Genomic DNA, 18,732 nt, shown 5'->3' with positions numbered 1-18,732 from the left:
TTTACTGGCCAAAGTTTTTGCTTTCATTGTCATCAGGATCAAGAGAAACGCCTACGTAATTTTTGTTGCCAATCCAGGCGTTATAGATCAGGGGAGTGATCAATAATGTACTTAGCGTTGAAAATATCAAACCGCCGATAACGGCCACACCCAAAGGTGCAGTTTGCTGGCCGCCTTCACCAACGCCCATCGCCATCGGTATCATACCGGCTACCATGGCAATAGCGGTCATCAGGATCGGACGAAGCCTGGTTTTTGCAGCCTGGATACCTATATCTTGACCAGACAGCCTTTGCTTTCGAATGGCTTCTGCATTGGTGACCAAGAGGATGACATTAGCCACGGAAACCCCGATGGCCATAATACAACCCATAAAAGACTGAATATTTAAACTATGTCCCGCCACAAAAAGTAGCAACAACGAGCCGGTTACCACAGCAGGAATAACCGATAAGACGATCATCGGTATTCTCAGTGATTGAAAATAAGCCGATAGCATCAGGAAAATTACAGTCACTGCCAGCAGCAGACCGATGGACAGTTCCCTTAAAGTTTGGGTCAATAAATCAGACTGGCCACGCATATAAACTTTCATACCATGCGGTTGTTCACCAAGCTTGGATATGGCCTGGTTCACATGCGTTACAGCTTCTCCCAGATCCTGGTTGTAAATATTTGCTGTTATAGTGATAAACCGCTGTTGGTTCATCCGGTCGTATTCGCCCACTGAAATGGTTTTTTTCCAATCGGCAATATCGCGTAGGTACAGATTGTCCCCCTTGTCACTACTGATAGGAATCTGTTCGATCTGCTCAGGGCTGTTCATCATATATTGCGGATATTCTACCTGCACCTGGAAGGAATTACCACCCGCCTTGTCAAGCCAGTAAACGGGCTGGGTATTTCGGCTTGATGATACGGCAGCAGTGACCGCCTTTCCGGCCTGTTCGATAGAAAGGCCCATTTGTCCCATTCGGACCCGGTCATAATTGATTTGGATACTAGGGTAATCTAGCGGGATGCCAATTTGTACATCCCGTAAAAACCCAATTCTTTTCATTTGAGATTTTAACCGTTCTGCAAATACTCTGCCTTGCGTTAGATCCTTCCCCTGAACCAGCACTTCAACAGGTGTATTGGATCCCTGGCTCATCACCTGATCAACCAGGTCGGCCGGTTCGAAAGAAATTACAGCATTGGGGATCTCGTTTACTACCTTATCCCTGATCTGTTCTTTCAAAGTTTCAATGTTTATGGCTGACCCTTTCAAAAGATTAACTTTTAAGAGGGCTTCATGCGGCCCACTTGTCCAAAGAAAAATCGAATTGATCGCGTACGTAGATGGCTGTAAACCTACAAAGCAGGAAGTGATGGCAATATTCTCTTTTCCCGCTAAGCTGTTAATCAGTCCCAGTATTTTTTTTGTAGCATCCTCTGTTCTTTCGATCCTGGTCCCTGTTGGCATCCTTAAACGTAGCTGAAACTGGCCACCATCAATTTTCGGAAAAATATCTCTCCCCGATGCATTGTATAAAAGAACCGTAGTACCAACGAAAAGTAAGGTAATCAAAGGAGCGATAAATTTTATAGCACCAAAATGCATCACCGTTTTACCATATTTTTCACTAAACCGATCAAAGGAAGATTCTGATTTTGTTGCTGTTTCATTTTTAAGAAGCCAGTTAGCTAGAATGGGGACCAATGTCTGTGACAACAGAAAGGATGCGGTCATGGCAAACCCAACCGATAAGGACAAGGGGATAAACATCGCCTTAGGCACGCCTGTCATAAATATAGCGGGTAAAAACACTACAAGTACGCTAAGCAAGATCAGTAGTTTGGGAGCCGCAATTTCCAAGCATGCATCCAGGATTGCCCTTGATGTTGATTTGGACATTTGCTGATGCCGATGGATATTTTCAATGGTTACCGTCGCTTCATCAACTAAAATTCCCACTGCCAGTGCCAGTCCACCCAATGTCATCATATTGATGGTCTGCCCAGCCAAATAAAGTCCCACGACAGCTGCAAGCAGAGCCAGCGGAATTGTGAGTACGACAATGAGCGCGCTTCTGACATCGCGTAGAAATAGCAGAACCACAAGTCCGGTTAGTATAGCCCCCAAGCCGCCTTCGAAAAGCAGGCTTTTCAAGGAATTGATCACATACCCTGACTGGTCAAACTCGTAGGATACTTTGATGTCATCGGGAATGGCAGCCTGCATTTGTGGAAGATTTTCTTTAATGCGTTGCACAACATCCCAGGTTGAAGCATCGGCCCGTTTGGTAACCGGAATGTAAATGGAACGCTTCCCATTGATGAGCGCATAGCCGGATGTAATGTCTGCTCCATTTTCCACACTGGCCACATCCCGGACAAAAACAGATGTTCCGTTTACCTCTTTAACCGCGATCTGTTCTAGTTCCTTAAAATTGTCAACCACACTGTTGGAAGGCGTAATCAGTGTTTGATCACCAATACGCACGTTCCCGGCGGGTAAGAGCACGTTGTTTTTGGCAATGGATGCCACCAGTTCGTCGGGTGAAATATTGTAGCTTCTTAGCCGTTCAGGGTTTGCTTTGATCAGAATCGTGCGCTGATTCCCTCCTAATGGCGGGGGAGCAGAAACGCCTGGCAACGCACCAAACATGGGCCGCACTTTAAACAATGCCAGATCCTGGATTTCATTCAGTGAACGGGTAGCACTGCTGAAAACCAGCTGACCAACCGGAAGTGAGCCTGCATCGTAACGCATAACGAAGGGCGGAAACGTACCGGCGGGCATAAAGGAGCGGGCACGGTTGACATAGGAAATGGTTTCAGCCATGGCAGTTGCCATATCCGTCCCTTCGTGAAATTGCAATTTAATGAGCGATACACCCTGGACTGATTTGCTTTCAACAAATTTGATTCCGGTGATGTACAGGAAATGATACTCGTAGTACGAAGCAAGAAAACCTTCCATTTGTTGTGGCGATAATCCGCCATAGGTCTGTGCCACATAAATAGTGGGCGTTCCCATTTTTGGAAATATATCGATGGGCAATTTCCTTATGGCCAGAATAGAAAAGAATAGCATCCCTACAATGGCAACCACTATAAAAACGGGCTTCCTTAATGCAAAACGTATGAGTTGAAGCATAACTTTCTATTTCAGTTCATTTAAAAATATGTTGATATCACCCTTTGTGACAGCCTTATTCAATAGCGCTTTCCAGATGTACCAATAAGACTGCTGTGAATCGGTTTCGGCTTTCAAAAGATTATACTGGGCTTGAATAAGGTCACTGAAATTCACCAGACCGGTATTATATCTGATTTGCATTGCCTTGAAAGCATACTGTGCAGATTGTAATTGCGTAGCTGTTTCAGTGGCGATCAGATAAGCATTGTTGTAGGTCAGCTGGCTGATCTGGTCTTTCTTATCCAGAATAAGCAGATTCTCTTCCACTTTTTGCTGGATAGATTGCGTCATCAGGCTTTGCTGCTGGATTTGTATATTTTTATCCGAAAATTTTAATATTGGGTAAACAATCTGAAATCCCAAGCCGTAATTGAAACGACTAAATCCCAAACCATCACTTGCCTTTACGGTGCCATCATACTTGATCCCTGAACCTCGGGCATAAGCCGTGCTCCATATATTTATCTTAGGCAGATAGGATCGTTTGATTAATTTTTCCTTCGCCAGGCTGTATTCTAAAATACTTTTCGGATAGCTGATATAAGGATGACTGCTAAAATCAGAGGAAATAGCTGCGTGCGCCTGTGGGAACTTTTCAAAGAATAGGCTGTCCTTTGTATTAATTGCCTCATTAACCGCCAAAAATTGGGAAAGTAATATTTTTTGGGTTTCAAATTTTTCTGTGGCATTCAGTAATTCAATCTTGCTTTTAGAAAGTTCCGATTGAAACAAAGCCGTATCCACACCGGGCTTGAGTCCTTTACTTGTGAGTGTGCGCGACTGGATCAATGCAAATTCAACTCTTTTAATATTTTTCTGGTTTATAGCAATCAGCTGCTTTGCCAATGCAACATCCAGATAAGTATTGGTCACTTTGGCCAGATGTCTGAACAATTCCATTTTTGAGTCCGATTCCTTTTGATTTACTCCGGCTGTTGCATATGCGGTTTGGGCATCGCGATGCCCGAAGGTGATTGCCTGCCAGTTCATGGAAAATCCTGCTGCGCTGCCAAAGACAGGCTGATATTTATTCTCGGCGGAAGGTGGCCCGCTTATTGGAAAAATACCGGATGGATCAAGCATTCCCGTAATATTATTGTAGGTCGCCAGATTGGCCTGGTAACTTAGATCCAACGATGGGATAATGGTATTTCGGCTCAGCGCTACGTCCTTCTTTGCCGCTTCTGATTCATAGTACTTGGATTTAAGCAGCGGGTAGTTTTTTTCGGCCAGTAGCAGCGCTTCGCGCAGGGAGACAGTCGTGTCTGGTTTTTGTCCATAGACTAAATAGGAAAGGAACAACAAAAAAAATGTGCTCGTTATTTTTAGATATGGCATAAATAGTAAGCGTTCTGTGAAACGAACGCGAAACTATTTATTGATTTTGGAGAAACTTTGTAGGCTTTGGTTTAACAAAAAAATACTGTGATGCGGTGTTCTGCATTTTCATATTCATATTGAATTTTGAGCTGGTATAACTGGGTAATTTGTTTGACTAATGCAAGCCCTAGTCCCGTGGTTTTAGATGCATCGTCACCTTTTTTAAACCTTTCAAAAAGCTTCTCAGGATCATCTTTGATTTCATTACCTGTGTTAACAATCATCAGTTTTTCGGTGTTCAACTCCACATGAATCCTGCCATTAGGGATATTATGTATTACGGCGTTACCTACCAGGTTGCTAAGTAGGATTTCAAAAAGAGAAAGATTCGCTACAATGATTATTTGTGGTTGAATGGATTTTGTCAATTTCGGGAAATGTTCATAGTGTTCATGATAATTTTCAAGAATTTTTTCAATGACCTGTGAAACATCGACCTGTTCCACTTGTGGGAACTGATTGTTATCGATCTTGGCCAGTAATAATAGGCTTTTGTTTAATTGGCTCAATCTCTCGTTAGCCGCTGTTATGTCGGCCAATAAAACTGCCGTTCTTTCGGTTAAAGCCGGATCATTGATAAGAAACTCAATTTTTGATCGGATAATAGCCACAGGGGTCTGCATCTCATGGGATGCATTCTCAACAAATTGTTTTTGATTCGTATATACTTTGTTCACTTTTCCCACCAGGTCATTCAGCTCATGATTCAGTTGATTGAATTCGGCAATTCCAGTCTGGGAGTCCAGATGCATTGAAGGGTTACGTACCAAATCATACGCAGCGGCTTTTTTCAGTGTAAGAAAAAATGGTTGCCAAAGCACACGCGAGCTCCTTCGGTTGACAATTACGATGGCTAAAAGCAGAAATAAAAGGATAGCGATTTCTGCAAGAAAGACCTTAATAATTAAGTGTGAAACTTCTTTGGAAGAAACATAAGTCGTTAGCCTATAGGGCTCCCCCTTCCAATTCATTTGTCTTGTCAGTATTGCAAATTCGACGAACTGTTTTTTTTCGTGATCAAATAAACTGGTATCGCGTGGCTGATTAGGCAAGTCGTTAATAACACGCTTATTGGCATCGATATCATACTCGCCTGCAATATGCAGAACCATAGATTCAGGGTGTAGCGTGAAAGCTTTCCATATGTTAGCTTGTTTTAGATCCAGCTGCTTTTCCCGCATGTGGTGCGCATGGAAAACAAGCATAACATAAAATAGTGCCGAGCCAACAAGCAGCACAAGTGGCAGCCATATGAAAAGATACCGGGTGTTTTTTTGTTCCAGCGTTTTGGTCATATAGAAAGCTTATAACCTAGTCCGTACACCGTTTGAAGCAAATCTCCACAACCTTTTTCTTTCATTTTTTTCTTCAGATTTTTTACATGTGAGTATACAAAATCAAAGGAGGCGAGATTGTCTGTTTCTTCTCCATATATATGTTCAGCAATGGCTTGTCTGCTTACTACACGGTTTTTATTGGTGAGCATAAAAAGCAGCAGGTCATACTCGTTTTTGGTAAGAACTACTTGTTTTCCACCCCATTCAACCGTTTTTAAAAGTAAATTTACTTTCATATGGCTGATTTCAAGTGTATCCGAACCGGACGCATATTGACGCCGTATCAGTGATTTCACCCTGGCAAACAGTTCGGACAAATGAAAAGGTTTCGTGAGATAGTCATCCGCGCCCAGATCCAGGCCAGCAATTTTATCGTCCAGTGAGCTTCGGGCAGAAATAATGATTACACCTTCACTTTTCTTGTTTTTTCTAAGATATTTTAGAAGCTCTAGGCCGCTACCACCAGGAAGGTTAATGTCCAGGATAATACAATCATATTGAAAGTCCTCTATTTTTTCAATACCTTGCCTATAAGAACCCGCTCCTTCACATAAAAAGTCTTCCTGCGTAAAGTATTCAACAATACTTTGCAGCAAGCTTTCTTCATCTTCGATAACCAGTAATTTCATCTACGGTTTTTTGCTAAGGTAATGGTCAATTTTGGAGAAAGTTTGACGGTGTGAATTTCATTAGAATATTACACCCGTTTCTTTAAAAACCCTTTTATATCTACCCCAGCGTACTTTAAAATCTTGTAAAGTGTAGGTTGGCTTTTTATTTTGAACATCTCTCGGATTTCATCCGTACTCCGGTTGTTCTTTTCATAAATCTCCTTGACCTCAGGTGCGATTTTTCGATAGCGCTCACTTAATCCTTCTGGCCTTCCCCCGGATCTGCCACGTGCACGGGCTGACTCCAGACCAGCTTTTGTTCTCTCGCGGATAATGTTGCGCTCGTGTTCGGCAAGCACACACATAAATTGAAAAAATAGATTACCAGTGGCCGTGCTGGTGTCAATAGATTCAGAAAGTGATTTAAGATTTACTCCTTTATTTTTCAACTCTTCTATTAGCTCAATGAGCTTAATGGTGCTGCGCCCAAGCCGGTCCAGTTTCCAAATTACAATGGTGTCACCTGGCCGTGCATACTCCATCAATTTTTCAAAGTTTGGCTTGGTAGCCTTTACTCCGGAGACCTTATCGGTAAAGACCTGCTTGCATCCCTCTTTTTTTAGGGCGTCCAGCTGAAGGTCCAGATTTTGTTCCTGGGTAGAGACCCGGGCGTATCCTAATTTGATCATTTGTTTACAAAACTTGTTAAAATCAAATATATTACATTTAGTTTAATTATATGGCAATATAAATAATTGAATTGTAAGAAATATCGGGGTTTGGAGTTATGTAAAAATACGGTCGTTAAAATACATAGGTGATATGGCTAGAAAAGAATATCTGACACCGGAAGAACGAACCAGGTTTGATAACCCGCCCCAACTCCTGAGCGAGCAAAAGGGACTGTTTCTTCAAATTCCGGAATGGGCAAGCGCCTATCTAAAAACTTTGCAAACGCCAACAACACAGGTCGGTTTTCTGTTGCAGCTCGGGTATTTCCGTGTAGTTAGTCGCTTTTTTCTGTCTAACAGATTTATTCAGGCTGACATTAACTATATCGTCAGTGGAATAATGGTTGATCCTAATCAGATTGATTTTACAGATTATTTCAGAACCACCTATTTCCGCCATCAAGAAGAGATACTCAAGCAACTAGGCTATACAGGTTATGATAAAGATGCTTCTCAGCTGATATCCCAGGAAATGAAAAGGCTGGTTTCGCTCCGGACCGAACCGGTTCTTATAATGGAATCAGTAATAACCTTTTTGGATGGACATCGTATCGAAATACCGCCATATGCCACACTAAGAGCTTTACTTGAAAAGTCATTTAGGCAATTTGAGCAAGATTTGGAGGCAATTATGGTTCAGTATCTTCAACAGGAGGACAAAAATTTACTGGATTCTTTGCTTGTGCAACATGATTCTTATCAACAGGAAGAGAAAAAACATGTGAAAGTCCAGAGATATCAGCTTACATTTTTTAAAAGGATTACCCAGTCCATGCAGCCATCCGTAATCAAAGGAAGAATAGACAATTTTGTCCGGTTGAAGGAAATGTACTTCCAACTATTGCCCATCATCACCAGGCTTAATCTTCCGGAAGAAACAATAAAGTTTTATGCTGAATATGTGATTGATAACCAGATATTCCAGGTTGCCGACCGGGACAATACCCGCTACCTGCTGCTGGTCTCATTCATAATCCACCAGTACTACCAATTGGGTGACGCGCTTGTGCTCACTTTTAACCAGGCTGTTACCAGTGCCGTAAACGATTGTGAGAATAAAATCAAGGAAAGCCTGTTTGAAAACAGGATGAATACCTCACGTTTAGTGAGCTCCGTTTCTATCCGAAGCGTTACGCATATTGATGTTTTGAGCGAAGTGGAGCGGATTATCCATGATCAGGTAATGGAAGCAAGCCAGAAAGTAGAACTGATTGATGAGCTATTAAGAAAACGGAAGGTTTCTTCTCAGGTACTTTTGGAAGATCAGCAAAGGTTGAATAATTTGAAACTGGTCAATCAGCGGATCAGTGACCGGGAGGACTATTACCAAGCGCTCGAAAAAGGGTCATTGCGTCTACAAATCCGCGTATCTGACTTAATCAAAGTCCTGGCATTTGATTTTGAAACGTCCCAGAAACAATTGCTGGAAGCCATTGATTATTTTCAAAAGAAGGATGGCAATATACAGCAACACAACAGTGTACCGATTGATTTTTTATCTCTTGAAGAGAAACAACGCGTGATAACACCGGATGGAAAGATCAGGATATCACTTTATAAAGTATTGTTGTTCAGAGAAATGCGTGACCATATCCGGGCAGGTGCTTTAAATGTCCGATCCTCGTATTTGTACCGGTCTTTTGAAGAATACATGATTACAAAACTACAATGGGTTAAGGATAAGGATTTTCTTTTAAAACGGGCATCACTAAGCCATCTGCAAAAGCCTGCTCCAATTTTGTTAAAACTGAATGAAGAATTAAATTTTCAGTTTAGGCTTGTCAATCAACACATAGGTAATGGACAGAACCAGCAGGTATATGTTGATGCAGAAGGGCAATGGCATATGCACCGGTACAAACCTGACGAAAATGAAATTGAGGATCCACAGAACCTATACCCACAAACCAGGGCTGTGTCGTTGTTGGAAGTTTTAACAACAATTGACCAGATTAGCGGATTCAATACTGCTTTTCAGCATAAGGGTATTGATTATTTGCCGCCTAGACCAGCGGAAAAGCTATTTTTTGCTACTATTATCGGATTGGGCTGCAACATTGGCATCCCTAAAATGTCAATGATTTCTAAGAATATAGCAGCCAATGCATTACAAACGACTTCGGTTCAGTACTTTTCACCTGATATGACTTTGAAGGCCAATGACCTGGTTGTCGAATTCAGCAACAAGCTGCCTTTGACTGACAAGTTCCGGATTCACCCTGGTTTTATCCATACGAGCAGTGACGGGCAAAAATATGACGTTTCCGTTGCATCGTTAAGAGCAGCATGGTCATTTAAATATTTTGGTAATGGAAAAGGTGTAACCGTATACTCTCATTTGGACGAAGCAGGTCAGCTTTTCTATTCAACAGCATTCAGTTCATCGGATCATGAAGCACCCTATATGATTGATGGCCTGATGCATAACCGTGTGATCCAATCCGACGCACATTCGACAGATACAGGCGGGTTTTCTGAGATCATATTTGCTATTACTGCTTTGCTCGGAATAGCCTTCCGCCCCAGGCTTGCCAAAATCCATGAGCATAATTTGTTCTCGATTGATTCAGTCACAACCTACCGGGACTTTGGATACCAGGTAAAGCCAGATTCAAAGATAAACTTTGAACTGATTATCGAGCACTGGGATGAGATTTTAAGGTTTATTACAACGATAAAGCTGGGCTACTCAAAAGCGTCCACATTGATTAGGAGACTGAATTCCTATTCCAGGCAGCACCCACTTTATAAAGCACTTAAAGAACTTGGCAGGATTTACAAAACCCTTTATATACTTCAGTATATGGATCAGCCAGCTGTCCGTAAATCCGTTGAAAGGGTTTTGAGCAAAGTTGAGAACAGTAATAAGTTCGCCAAAGCAATATCCCACGGCAACAATCAACAGCTGATCGGGGCCACATACCGCGAACAGCTTACGGCAGAAGGCTGCAAAAGGTTGATCGCCAATTCAATTAACTGTTGGAACCTGCTTCACTTATCAGGAAGTCTGGCAGAATGTAAGAAACCGGCAGACCGGGAAGTATTATTAAAAAACATACTGGCCACATCTACCCACAGCTGGGAACATATCAATATGCTTGGAGAATATGACTTTTCAGAAAAAGTAGATTTTCAAGCCTTCAATCTCGATGAAATCTTCAAAGATGGCGCTGAGATTTGAATACAGCTGATCTACTCCCCGTCAATTTTGCTACGCGAAACCCGCGGTACTTTTGGTTCTAACTTTTAATTTAACCCATATTATTAAATCTCCATGCTGAGAATTCCTCCATTGCTGAATCATGTGAAGAAGTTGCAATGGATTGAAATGTTCGTCTGGCCCTGAAGCTGGCTACAATTTTACCTGGAACATTCTGTTCGTTGCCAATAATTAACCAGTTACATTTTCTTTGATTGGGAATGTCTAAATCTAAATGATCTTGGTTGTCAGAGTAATACCAATCACTCATTATCTTACCAAGATAGTATTGTCCCACACGATCCCGAGCCCATATATATTCTCCTATTACTGGCCTTAAAGCGAAATTTACTGAGCTCGGCTTACTGTCATACCTCTTTTTTGCCAGTTCTTGGTATTCTGTGACCGAGGAAGGGAATTTCTCAACCGGCCAACCAATTCCGGCGACGTTATTTTTAAAGCAATAATCTACTACTTGTAGATGAGTATTTGGTGGAGTTGGAGAGGGTTTAAGGTGTAATCGCCAGAGCATTGAGTTTTAAGGAAAGATTGATTTTAAATGTAGAACCTAATGTTTGTTCATTTCAGCGACGTCTCTCATTGCATCGATTTCTTCTGGATTTAAACTAGGTATAAAATCTGTGTGCAGTATAAATGGGTCGAATCCGTATGTTTCAAATTTTTCAAAAAATAATGGAAATGTGGATTTGTAAATTGAATATACTTTTTCATATTTTTCACGAATGCGCTCACTGGGAATATTAAGTCGATAGTAGTTGATTTCTCTCAGAAATCTAATATCTTCTTCAATCCTAAAAAATGTATCTGTTTCTTCAAATATACTAACGTCATCAACCGGTAGAAAACCACTGGTCGTTCTGTAAAGATTTGAAAATGATTGGCATAGAATAACAAAATTGTATTCTTCGCTAAGCGGTACCTCAATAAATGCATTGATATTTCCAGTATCCTGTTTTTTGACAAATAGCCCAAATCCTGGTAAACACTTTTCATCTTTATAAGCGTCAATTAAGGCTTGTCCATGATAGGCCTGGAAATTTGTCAATTTTTTAAAATTGAACTCACCAGTACAAAGGATTGCTTTAAAATAGATGTTTATTTCAGAGAGCTTATAGAATAGCTGTTGTGAATATTCAGTTAGGAATGTGAAATAGTAGTGTATAGGATTTCCTTCATCTTTGCTAAAAACTATGATGGTGTCCGAAAAAACAATTGTTTCAAGGGCGTGGTGTTGGAAAACTTTTAAAGAATCAAAAATCTTGAAGATTCTTTCGACCTTAGCTGATTTCGACCGTACTAAGCTCTCAAAGGCTAGGATATCAATATAGAGGAAAGCTTTTTGCATTTTAGTTAGGTGATAATCTCAACTAAGGTAACAATTTCCTATTTACTGTTTCATGCTCCCATGGATTTGGCAAAAGGGGAATCTTCGCACACCGGCTTACAGTGATGCTGCAATATCCAAATTCCATAGTAATCAGGCCTTCGACCAGATAGACCCCCATGCCCTGGAACCTATAACCTCTTAGAGAATTTGGGAAATGTACAGTATTGAAAAAGTTACCTTGGTCATCGAGGAATGTACCGAACATCATCATTTCTCCCTTTTTCGTTCTAACTGGTTTATAAGTCACAAAATCTCCCACCATACGAACTGTTTTTCCGACGTGCTTATCCATGTCATTGGCATACACACCGCGGAACGTACTTCGAATTAAGCTAAACCAGGAAGCAGTAATGGGAAAGTTCAAATACCTTATTTCGTCATATAAGTGCTCTGGGAGTGAGTATTCAAACTTCGGAACCTCCGGAACCTTAACAGCTTCGTCAAAAAGTCCAACTGGAAGGGATCGGTCTTTAATCTCAGAACAGATATACAAAGATTCCCATTGTAGGTTAGTCTTAACTGTATTTGTAAAATTGAATGCGCCAATCCTAATGAGAATTGAGATCTGTGTTTGGGATACTCCTGTACGCATTATGAAATTCTCAAGACTCTTATATTTTCCGTTTATTTGGCGCTCTTCAAGAATTTGTTTGACAGTTTTCACTTCCAGATCTTTTACCAGGTCAAATCCTATGTAGAGGTCAATTCCATAGATCGTAGTAGTCCAATGGCTCATGTTCACACAAGGATTATGTATCACAGCTCCATCCTTCTTTGCTTCGTTGATATAAACTTGGGGAGAATAAAAGCCACCGTGGTTATTGATTGTGGCGGTCATAAATTCCAAAGGGTAGTAAGTCTTCAGATATAAGCTCTGATAACTTTCAACTGCGAAGGATGCCGAATGTGCCTTGCTGAAACTGTAACCGGCAAAGCTTTCCATTTGTCTCCAAACTTCTTTTGCTATTTCAGCCGGACGGCCTAGTTCCTCACAGTTTTTAAAGAATTTGGATTCAATTTCTTGCAGGTGTGAAGCGCTCCGGTGTTTTCCTGACATCATACGCCTTAGTACATCGGCATCGGCAAGATCCAAACCTCCGAAAAAATGACCTACCTTAATAACATCTTCCTGGTAAACCATTACACCATAAGTTTCAGCCAGCTGTTCCTCCATGACTGGATGCAGGTAAATCGTTGATTCAGGATCCCGGTGTCTTTTAATATAGACATCCATCATCCCGGAACTTCCAACCCCTGGGCGGATAACGGAGCTTGCAGCAACAAGAGTTAGATAATTGTCACATTGAAGCTTTGTGATAAGCTGTCTCATCGCAGGAGATTCAATGTAAAAACAGCCTACTGTCTTGGAAGATTTGAGTTGTTGGCTTATACGTGGGTCCGTAAAAAATTTATCCGGATTAGAGATATCTACTTTTTGTCCCCGATTCTGCTCAATAATTTGAACACAATCTTTTATTGCGCCAAGGCCACGCTGACTCAGAATATCGAACTTTTCAAATTTAATGTCTTCGGCAACATACATATCAAACTGGGCACAAGGGAAATCCATTGGAGGAAAATCCAGCGCGGTGAAGTTTGTTATAGGATCCTCTGAAATGAGTACTCCGCAGGCATGGGGTGTCCGTAAGTTCGGGAAGTCTTCTACCAATCCATAAAGACTTTTGATAAGAGCCACAGCTTCTTCCGAATTATGTGGAGATCCTGGATTTCGGATTAATTCGTCAATTTCGGATTTTGGCAAACCATAAACTTTGCCGAGTTCTCTTATGATACTTCTGTCCCGGAAAGTGCTCATTGCACCCATCATGGCAGTATGTTTTGATTGGTAGCGGGTAAAAATATAAGTGAATACCTCCTTTCGATCCTGCCAGGAAAAATCGATATCGAAGTCCGGTGGTGTTTGCCGTTTTGGATTCAGGAATCTTTCAAAATATAGATCAAGTTTAATTGGACATACATCTGTGATCCCGAGGCAGTATGCGACGATGCTGTTTGCTCCGGATCCACGACCAACATGGTAGAAATTCCGAGAGGTTGTGTAACGAATGATGTCATGAGTAATCAGGAAATAAGAGGAAAAGCATAGTTCATCAATGATGCGCAGCTCTTTGGCAACCCGCTGCTTTGCTTCCTTATTATTATTGCCATACCGGCGCTGCATACCAGAAACTGCTAACTTTTCGAGCAAGAGCTTATCGTCATAGGCATTTCCAGTAAAGTATTTTTTGTTCCGCACAATGGTGAAGTCAAAGCTGAAACTGCACTGTGATAGCAATTTCTCGGTTGCAACAAGTATTTCCGGAAATAGATAAAATTTGTTGATCATATCTCTTCTTTCCGGCATCTTTTCCCAGGAATTGGCCACCATGGATTTTGTGACTTTTGAATAGATAATATTGCGGTCAACTGCCCTTAGTTGCTGATGGAGCCTATAATCATTTTCATTTTTTACAGTGACTGGCCACAAGATTACGTACCTGTCAAAATTAGATCTTGGTTCAAGACTTATTTTGTTAACCTGATCAGGTCTGATACCGATAAACTCATTTTCGCGCAGACGCCTGATTTCTATTGTACCGAGAGGATATACTATAAATGCCTGATTGAATGCAGGTGCAAATTTTGGAAGTGGTTGCTTGTTTCTGTTTGCAGTTGTCATGTGCTCATTGAGCTCTGCAAAGCCAGCTTCATTCCTTGCTATTCCGATATACAATAGCGTATCTCCATTTCTGTATTCCATCCCAACAAGACCATTGATACCCTTTTCTCTACATTTCTTAATAAATGGGAATATAGCGGAAGAGTTATTAATGTCTGTCAGGACTGCTGTGTCATGCCCATGGCTTATGATAAGATCGGTCAGGTCATCCAGGCTAATGGTGCCATAACGCAAACTGAAATAGGAGTGGAGATTTAAAAGCATGTTACTTAAATGACAAGTAGTTCACTATAATTTTTAACTTTGTTTCTAATGGTATCATTTTTATGATTCTAATTGTAACAAATTAAAAATGGAAGAACAAGAAATATTTTTGAAGGAGAATTTGAGATTTCTCCGGAAGCGGAAAAATCTTATTCAGGAAGATCTTGCAGAAAACTTGGGAATGACGAGGGTCAAACTTCATGCAATTGAAAGTGGAAAGACCGTAAATCCAGTTATAGGGGATGTAATTAAAATTGCAAAATATTTTAAGCTAGCAACAGATACGCTGTTGACTGTGAACCTAATGCGGTTAGGTGAATTGAAGTTGCGGGAACTTGAATCCGGAACGGATGTATACCTGACAGGTAAAAACGTAAGAGTCCTGGCTATTACTGTTAATCAGGAGGAAAAGGAAAATGTCGAGTATGTACCGATAAAAGCAAAAGCAGGCTATCGTACCGGATATAGTGATCCGGAATATTTGGCAACGCTACCGAAATTTAGCTTTCCTAACCTTCCAGCAGGTGGAACCTTCAGAATGTTCCCAACTACTGGTGACTCCATGCTGCCAATTCCGGAAGGGAGTGATATCCTAGCCAGGTACGTTCAAAACTGGAAAGAGCTAAGATCCGGGAGTTTAGGTATTGTTATCTTGAAGGGCGAGCAAGATTTTGTTTTTAAGGAAATCACGGTTTTAGCACAAGGATTATCGCTGCATTCATTTAATAAGCTTTATGATGACTACCATGTTGACTTTTCAGATGTTCTTGAAATTTGGGAGTATCATAGTTTTCATAGCAAAGTGCTTCCGGAGCCGGTTACAGATCTGAATCTTGTCATTCGTGAGATCCGTCAATTGACGATACATGCTGAACGAGATGTTTCTCAGTAGTTTCACCCTGTACTAACAATTTTTACTGTATAGGTAAATTATTATTAGTACATTAGCCAAAAATGTATATACCACAAACACCGTAATGCAAAATTCCATTACCAACCGTCTTATTTCTATTTTAACAGAAGTTGAAATGGAAGATATGTACAATCTCTTGGCTATTAAGTTGGGTAAAGTTCAAGCGGCGAAGTCACAGGAGCCAGGAGAAGTAAAGGAACTCCCCGAGTTGAAATTGAACCTGGGAGCACACTGTAAGCGAAAACGTGAGCGACTTGGTTTAACAGTTTATGCTGCTGCAAAGAGTTCCGGGATCCTTCAAAATCAAGTAAAGGTGATAGAAGAAGGGCAGGGGTATAACATTGATGCGCTTCTAAAATTGACAACATCTTTGGGATTGAATGTTGTATTAGCCGAAACAATAGATTAGATACCTGCTGACAGGATTGAACTTTAATACCTCCAAATTATGAGAATTAACTTAAAGAATGCTGTAAAAATATTCTTCCCAAATCCTTCTTTGGAAATGGTTTATTTCGAAGCTGTTGCTAATGCGATGGATGCTAATGCTTCCCTTATTGAAATATTTATAAATATTGATTCCTTATCAAAGACAGAAACCTACACAATTGAAATAGTTGATAATGGAGATGGATTTACAGATAAGAACTTTGAGAAATTCTCTAAATTATTAGAAATCGAAGAAAAGGGACATAAAGGAGTCGGTCGACTAGTTTTCTTGAATTATTTCGAAGAAGTGTATGTAAATAGCATTTACCAAGATCAGAAAAGAGTTTTTACGTTGAGTAATACATTTGACGGAGATAATATTTTAAGTAAAGGACATGGAATTTTGAAAAGAACTAGCTTACTATTCAAGAATTACGTTAAAAATAAAATTAATTCTTATGATTACGTCAAGCCAGAGGCAATTAAAAAAGCTTTAATGGAACATTTTTATCCTCAATTATATCAATACAAGGTTAATGCCAAAGAATTGCGAATATCCATCGAGCTTAAAACAAATAATCCAAACCCTCAATATAATTTTTATCCAGATGTAAAGGAAATAAATGTTAGTCAAATACCAGACCTAAAACTAACAAGTTTTAAATCTGAGGAAATAGACTTGTATGAAAATTTGGATTTATACTATTCAGTTGAACAGAGGGAAGGTGCCATATCAACAACGATAACAGCATTAAGTGTAGATGGAAGGACTATTCCCGTAGATGTTATTTCAAAAGGGGGAATTCCACAGGGATATGAAATAATTTTTTTACTATATTCTAACTTATTTGCTGGAAAGGTAAATATTTCTCGGCAGGAATTAGATATGGATGATGCTGAACTGAAAGTGATTAAGAGAATTTTTGGTGAAAAAATAATTGAAATTCTGGATATAAAAATACCATCAATAAAAACTATAAATGAGGTTACAACAAAATCGTTAGAAAATAGGTATCCTCATTTAAATGGGCTTTTTGAAAGCAATTCTGTGGGATTAGTTGATCGAAATCAATCATTAGAAATCGCTCAACGAAGGTTTTTTCAAGAACAGAAAGAAGTACTGGACGCAGTGTCATTGACAGATGAAGTGTATGAAAAGTCACTACAATTATCAGCTAGAATTCTAACAGAATATATTCTTTACAGAAATATTGTAATTGAAAAATTAAAAAAGGTTGATAAAGAGAATAATGAAGATGAGATTCACAACTTAATTGTTCCAAAGAGATCAACCCTATCCAAGAGTAACTTTCACAATGATCTTTTTACAAATAATGCTTGGTTATTGGATGACAAATATATGTCTTACAAAACTATTTTAAGCGAAAGGCATATGTCAGAGGTTTTAAGCCATCTTGTTATCAGCGATGAAGATTCGGTTGACCAGGAATTAGAAAAGAGTAACAAACGCCCGGACATTACAATAATATTTTCTAACAATCCAGATCAAGTAGAGAAAGTTGATGTAGTTATTGTGGAATTGAAGAAATTGGGTTTAGGCTTAGCGAAAAGGGAAGAGGTTACAAGTCAGTTGAGACAAAGGGCTAGGAAGTTGTTGCAATATTTTCCTGATAAGATTCAGCGTATTTGGTTTTATGGAATCGTTGATATAGATGATGAGTTCAAGGTGTCTTTGTTGGAGGACAAGTACGTTGAACTGTTTTCTTGTGGAACCGTATTTTATAAGGAACAGTCAATAATTACAGATTTAGACAAGAGGACAGAAATTCCTGTTGGTTTGTATGTATTATCCTTTGAAGCATTTCTTAGGGATGCCGAGGTAAGAAATTCAACCTTTCTGAATCTGCTTAAGGAGGAGTTAAAAGGGAGTGATAAGAGCGCGTAGCATTGGATGATCTTCTAAATATTCATCCGTTTAACAAAACTTGTTCATATTGAACACTCCAAATATGTGTATCTCGATTTACTCTAGCTAATCCTTATTTTCAACTTTTTTCACAGCCCGATTACCTCTTAAATTAATGAATTTTACCTCTGGTCAGCGAATCACCAATCGTGATGAAGATTTTATTATAAATGATGCCCTTAACAACAATAATGGCTGGATTCTGAAAGTTGAAGGTATTTCAGAGTTGGTAAAAGGCAAGCGATTTGTCTTTGACACCAATATTGATAAGGAAATAAAGGTGCTCGATCCGATCGATACTAAACTTATACCGGATATTGATTACGGTTATCGAAAAACAAAGCTCTTCATTGAGAATCAAATGCGTAATGCATCTGTGTACAGCAAACAGATAACCATTGCTCACAAAGCTGCGTTTAACCTGGCTACTTACCAGTTGGAGCCTACCCTTAAAGCTTTTAATTTACCGCGGCCACGTATCTTGATAGCTGATGGTGTTGGCTTGGGAAAAACTATCGAAGTAGGTATTTTCCTAGCGGAGATGTAATACTCCCCAAAATTGAGACCATCGGTTAAGTTTAGTAACTTGACATAAAACCGATGAACAAAATGAAACAAAGCCGGAGAAAATTTACAGCAAAGTTCAAGGCGATGGTTGCCGTTGAGGCC

13 protein-coding genes are annotated in these 18,732 nt (G+C 40.0%); 5 read left to right on the top strand and 8 right to left on the bottom strand.

Annotated features, from left to right (window positions below):
- Position 1: 1 nt before the first annotated feature.
- The 5 genes from FEM33_RS11765 to FEM33_RS11745 form a co-directional block, all read right to left on the bottom strand.
- A complete protein-coding gene (locus FEM33_RS11765) occupies positions 2-3,142 on the bottom strand; it encodes an efflux RND transporter permease subunit (RefSeq protein ID WP_139012219.1) in 3,141 nt (1,046 codons plus the stop codon).
- A 6-nt stretch (positions 3,143-3,148) separates the two neighbouring features.
- Positions 3,149-4,522, bottom strand: coding sequence for a TolC family protein (locus FEM33_RS11760; protein WP_082218137.1), 1,374 nt, complete (start codon positions 4,520-4,522; stop codon positions 3,149-3,151).
- Positions 4,523-4,593: 71 nt separating this feature from the next.
- A complete protein-coding gene (locus FEM33_RS11755; RefSeq protein ID WP_082218138.1) occupies positions 4,594-5,859 on the bottom strand; it encodes a sensor histidine kinase in 1,266 nt (421 codons plus the stop codon).
- Complete coding sequence (locus FEM33_RS11750) at positions 5,856-6,530, bottom strand: response regulator transcription factor (RefSeq protein ID WP_139012218.1); 675 nt, start codon at positions 6,528-6,530, stop codon at positions 5,856-5,858. The genes FEM33_RS11755 and FEM33_RS11750 overlap by 4 nt, the downstream gene beginning before the upstream one ends.
- Positions 6,531-6,598: 68 nt before the next feature.
- Positions 6,599-7,201, bottom strand: a complete 603-nt coding sequence (locus FEM33_RS11745) for a recombinase family protein (RefSeq protein ID WP_304488616.1) — start codon at positions 7,199-7,201, stop codon at positions 6,599-6,601.
- 133 nt (positions 7,202-7,334) lie between these two features.
- Here FEM33_RS11745 and FEM33_RS11740 point away from each other — a divergent pair, with 133 nt between their 5' ends.
- Entirely contained in the window at positions 7,335-10,424 is a 3,090-nt protein-coding gene (locus FEM33_RS11740; RefSeq protein ID WP_139012217.1) for a Tn3 family transposase, read from the top strand.
- Positions 10,425-10,494: 70 nt separating this feature from the next.
- Here FEM33_RS11740 and FEM33_RS11735 read toward each other — a convergent pair whose 3' ends face one another.
- The 3 genes from FEM33_RS11735 to FEM33_RS11725 are packed head-to-tail and all read right to left on the bottom strand — an operon-like array spanning position 10,495 to position 14,794.
- Positions 10,495-10,974, bottom strand: coding sequence for a hypothetical protein (locus tag FEM33_RS11735; RefSeq protein WP_139012216.1), 480 nt, complete (start codon positions 10,972-10,974; stop codon positions 10,495-10,497).
- A gap of 36 nt (positions 10,975-11,010) precedes the next feature.
- Positions 11,011-11,808 carry a hypothetical protein gene (locus FEM33_RS11730; RefSeq protein WP_139012215.1) on the bottom strand — a complete coding sequence of 266 codons (798 nt, stop codon included), beginning with the start codon at positions 11,806-11,808 and terminating at the stop codon, positions 11,011-11,013.
- Between the two features lie 22 nt (positions 11,809-11,830).
- Positions 11,831-14,794 carry a helix-hairpin-helix domain-containing protein gene (locus tag FEM33_RS11725; RefSeq protein WP_139012214.1) on the bottom strand — a complete coding sequence of 988 codons (2,964 nt, stop codon included), beginning with the start codon at positions 14,792-14,794 and terminating at the stop codon, positions 11,831-11,833.
- An 88-nt stretch (positions 14,795-14,882) separates the two neighbouring features.
- Between FEM33_RS11725 and FEM33_RS11720 the strand changes: the two genes are divergently transcribed.
- From FEM33_RS11720 to FEM33_RS11705, 4 genes are all read left to right on the top strand, one after another.
- Positions 14,883-15,686 carry an XRE family transcriptional regulator gene (locus FEM33_RS11720; protein WP_139012213.1) on the top strand — a complete coding sequence of 268 codons (804 nt, stop codon included), beginning with the start codon at positions 14,883-14,885 and terminating at the stop codon, positions 15,684-15,686.
- Between the two features lie 85 nt (positions 15,687-15,771).
- A complete protein-coding gene (locus tag FEM33_RS11715) occupies positions 15,772-16,116 on the top strand; it encodes a hypothetical protein (RefSeq protein ID WP_139012212.1) in 345 nt (114 codons plus the stop codon).
- A 39-nt stretch (positions 16,117-16,155) separates the two neighbouring features.
- Positions 16,156-18,042, top strand: a complete 1,887-nt coding sequence (locus FEM33_RS11710) for an ATP-binding protein (protein ID WP_139012211.1) — start codon at positions 16,156-16,158, stop codon at positions 18,040-18,042.
- Between the two features lie 136 nt (positions 18,043-18,178).
- Entirely contained in the window at positions 18,179-18,610 is a 432-nt protein-coding gene (locus tag FEM33_RS11705; protein WP_201747738.1) for a hypothetical protein, read from the top strand.
- Positions 18,611-18,732 lie beyond the last annotated feature (122 nt).

Origin of the sequence: Dyadobacter flavalbus, assembly GCF_006149045.1 — a bacterium.
Classification (GTDB): domain Bacteria; phylum Bacteroidota; class Bacteroidia; order Cytophagales; family Spirosomataceae; genus Dyadobacter; species Dyadobacter flavalbus.
This window is presented reverse-complemented; position numbering and strand designations above follow the sequence as displayed.

Excerpts from the sequence above, each read along its gene's own strand:
- FEM33_RS11765 (WP_139012219.1), bottom strand. The coding sequence starts at position 3,142 with ATGCTTCAACTCATACGTTTTGCATTAAGGAAGCCCGTTTTTATAGTG.
- FEM33_RS11760 (WP_082218137.1), bottom strand. The coding sequence starts at position 4,522 with ATGCCATATCTAAAAATAACGAGCACATTTTTTTTGTTGTTCCTTTCC.
- FEM33_RS11755 (WP_082218138.1), bottom strand. The coding sequence starts at position 5,859 with ATGACCAAAACGCTGGAACAAAAAAACACCCGGTATCTTTTCATATGG.
- FEM33_RS11750 (WP_139012218.1), bottom strand. The coding sequence starts at position 6,530 with ATGAAATTACTGGTTATCGAAGATGAAGAAAGCTTGCTGCAAAGTATT.
- FEM33_RS11745 (WP_304488616.1), bottom strand. The coding sequence starts at position 7,201 with ATGATCAAATTAGGATACGCCCGGGTCTCTACCCAGGAACAAAATCTG.
- FEM33_RS11740 (WP_139012217.1), top strand. The coding sequence starts at position 7,335 with ATGGCTAGAAAAGAATATCTGACACCGGAAGAACGAACCAGGTTTGAT.
- FEM33_RS11735 (WP_139012216.1), bottom strand. The coding sequence starts at position 10,974 with ATGCTCTGGCGATTACACCTTAAACCCTCTCCAACTCCACCAAATACT.
- FEM33_RS11730 (WP_139012215.1), bottom strand. The coding sequence starts at position 11,808 with ATGCAAAAAGCTTTCCTCTATATTGATATCCTAGCCTTTGAGAGCTTA.
- FEM33_RS11725 (WP_139012214.1), bottom strand. The coding sequence starts at position 14,794 with ATGCTTTTAAATCTCCACTCCTATTTCAGTTTGCGTTATGGCACCATT.
- FEM33_RS11720 (WP_139012213.1), top strand. The coding sequence starts at position 14,883 with ATGGAAGAACAAGAAATATTTTTGAAGGAGAATTTGAGATTTCTCCGG.
- FEM33_RS11715 (WP_139012212.1), top strand. The coding sequence starts at position 15,772 with ATGCAAAATTCCATTACCAACCGTCTTATTTCTATTTTAACAGAAGTT.
- FEM33_RS11710 (WP_139012211.1), top strand. The coding sequence starts at position 16,156 with ATGAGAATTAACTTAAAGAATGCTGTAAAAATATTCTTCCCAAATCCT.
- FEM33_RS11705 (WP_201747738.1), top strand. The coding sequence starts at position 18,179 with ATGAATTTTACCTCTGGTCAGCGAATCACCAATCGTGATGAAGATTTT.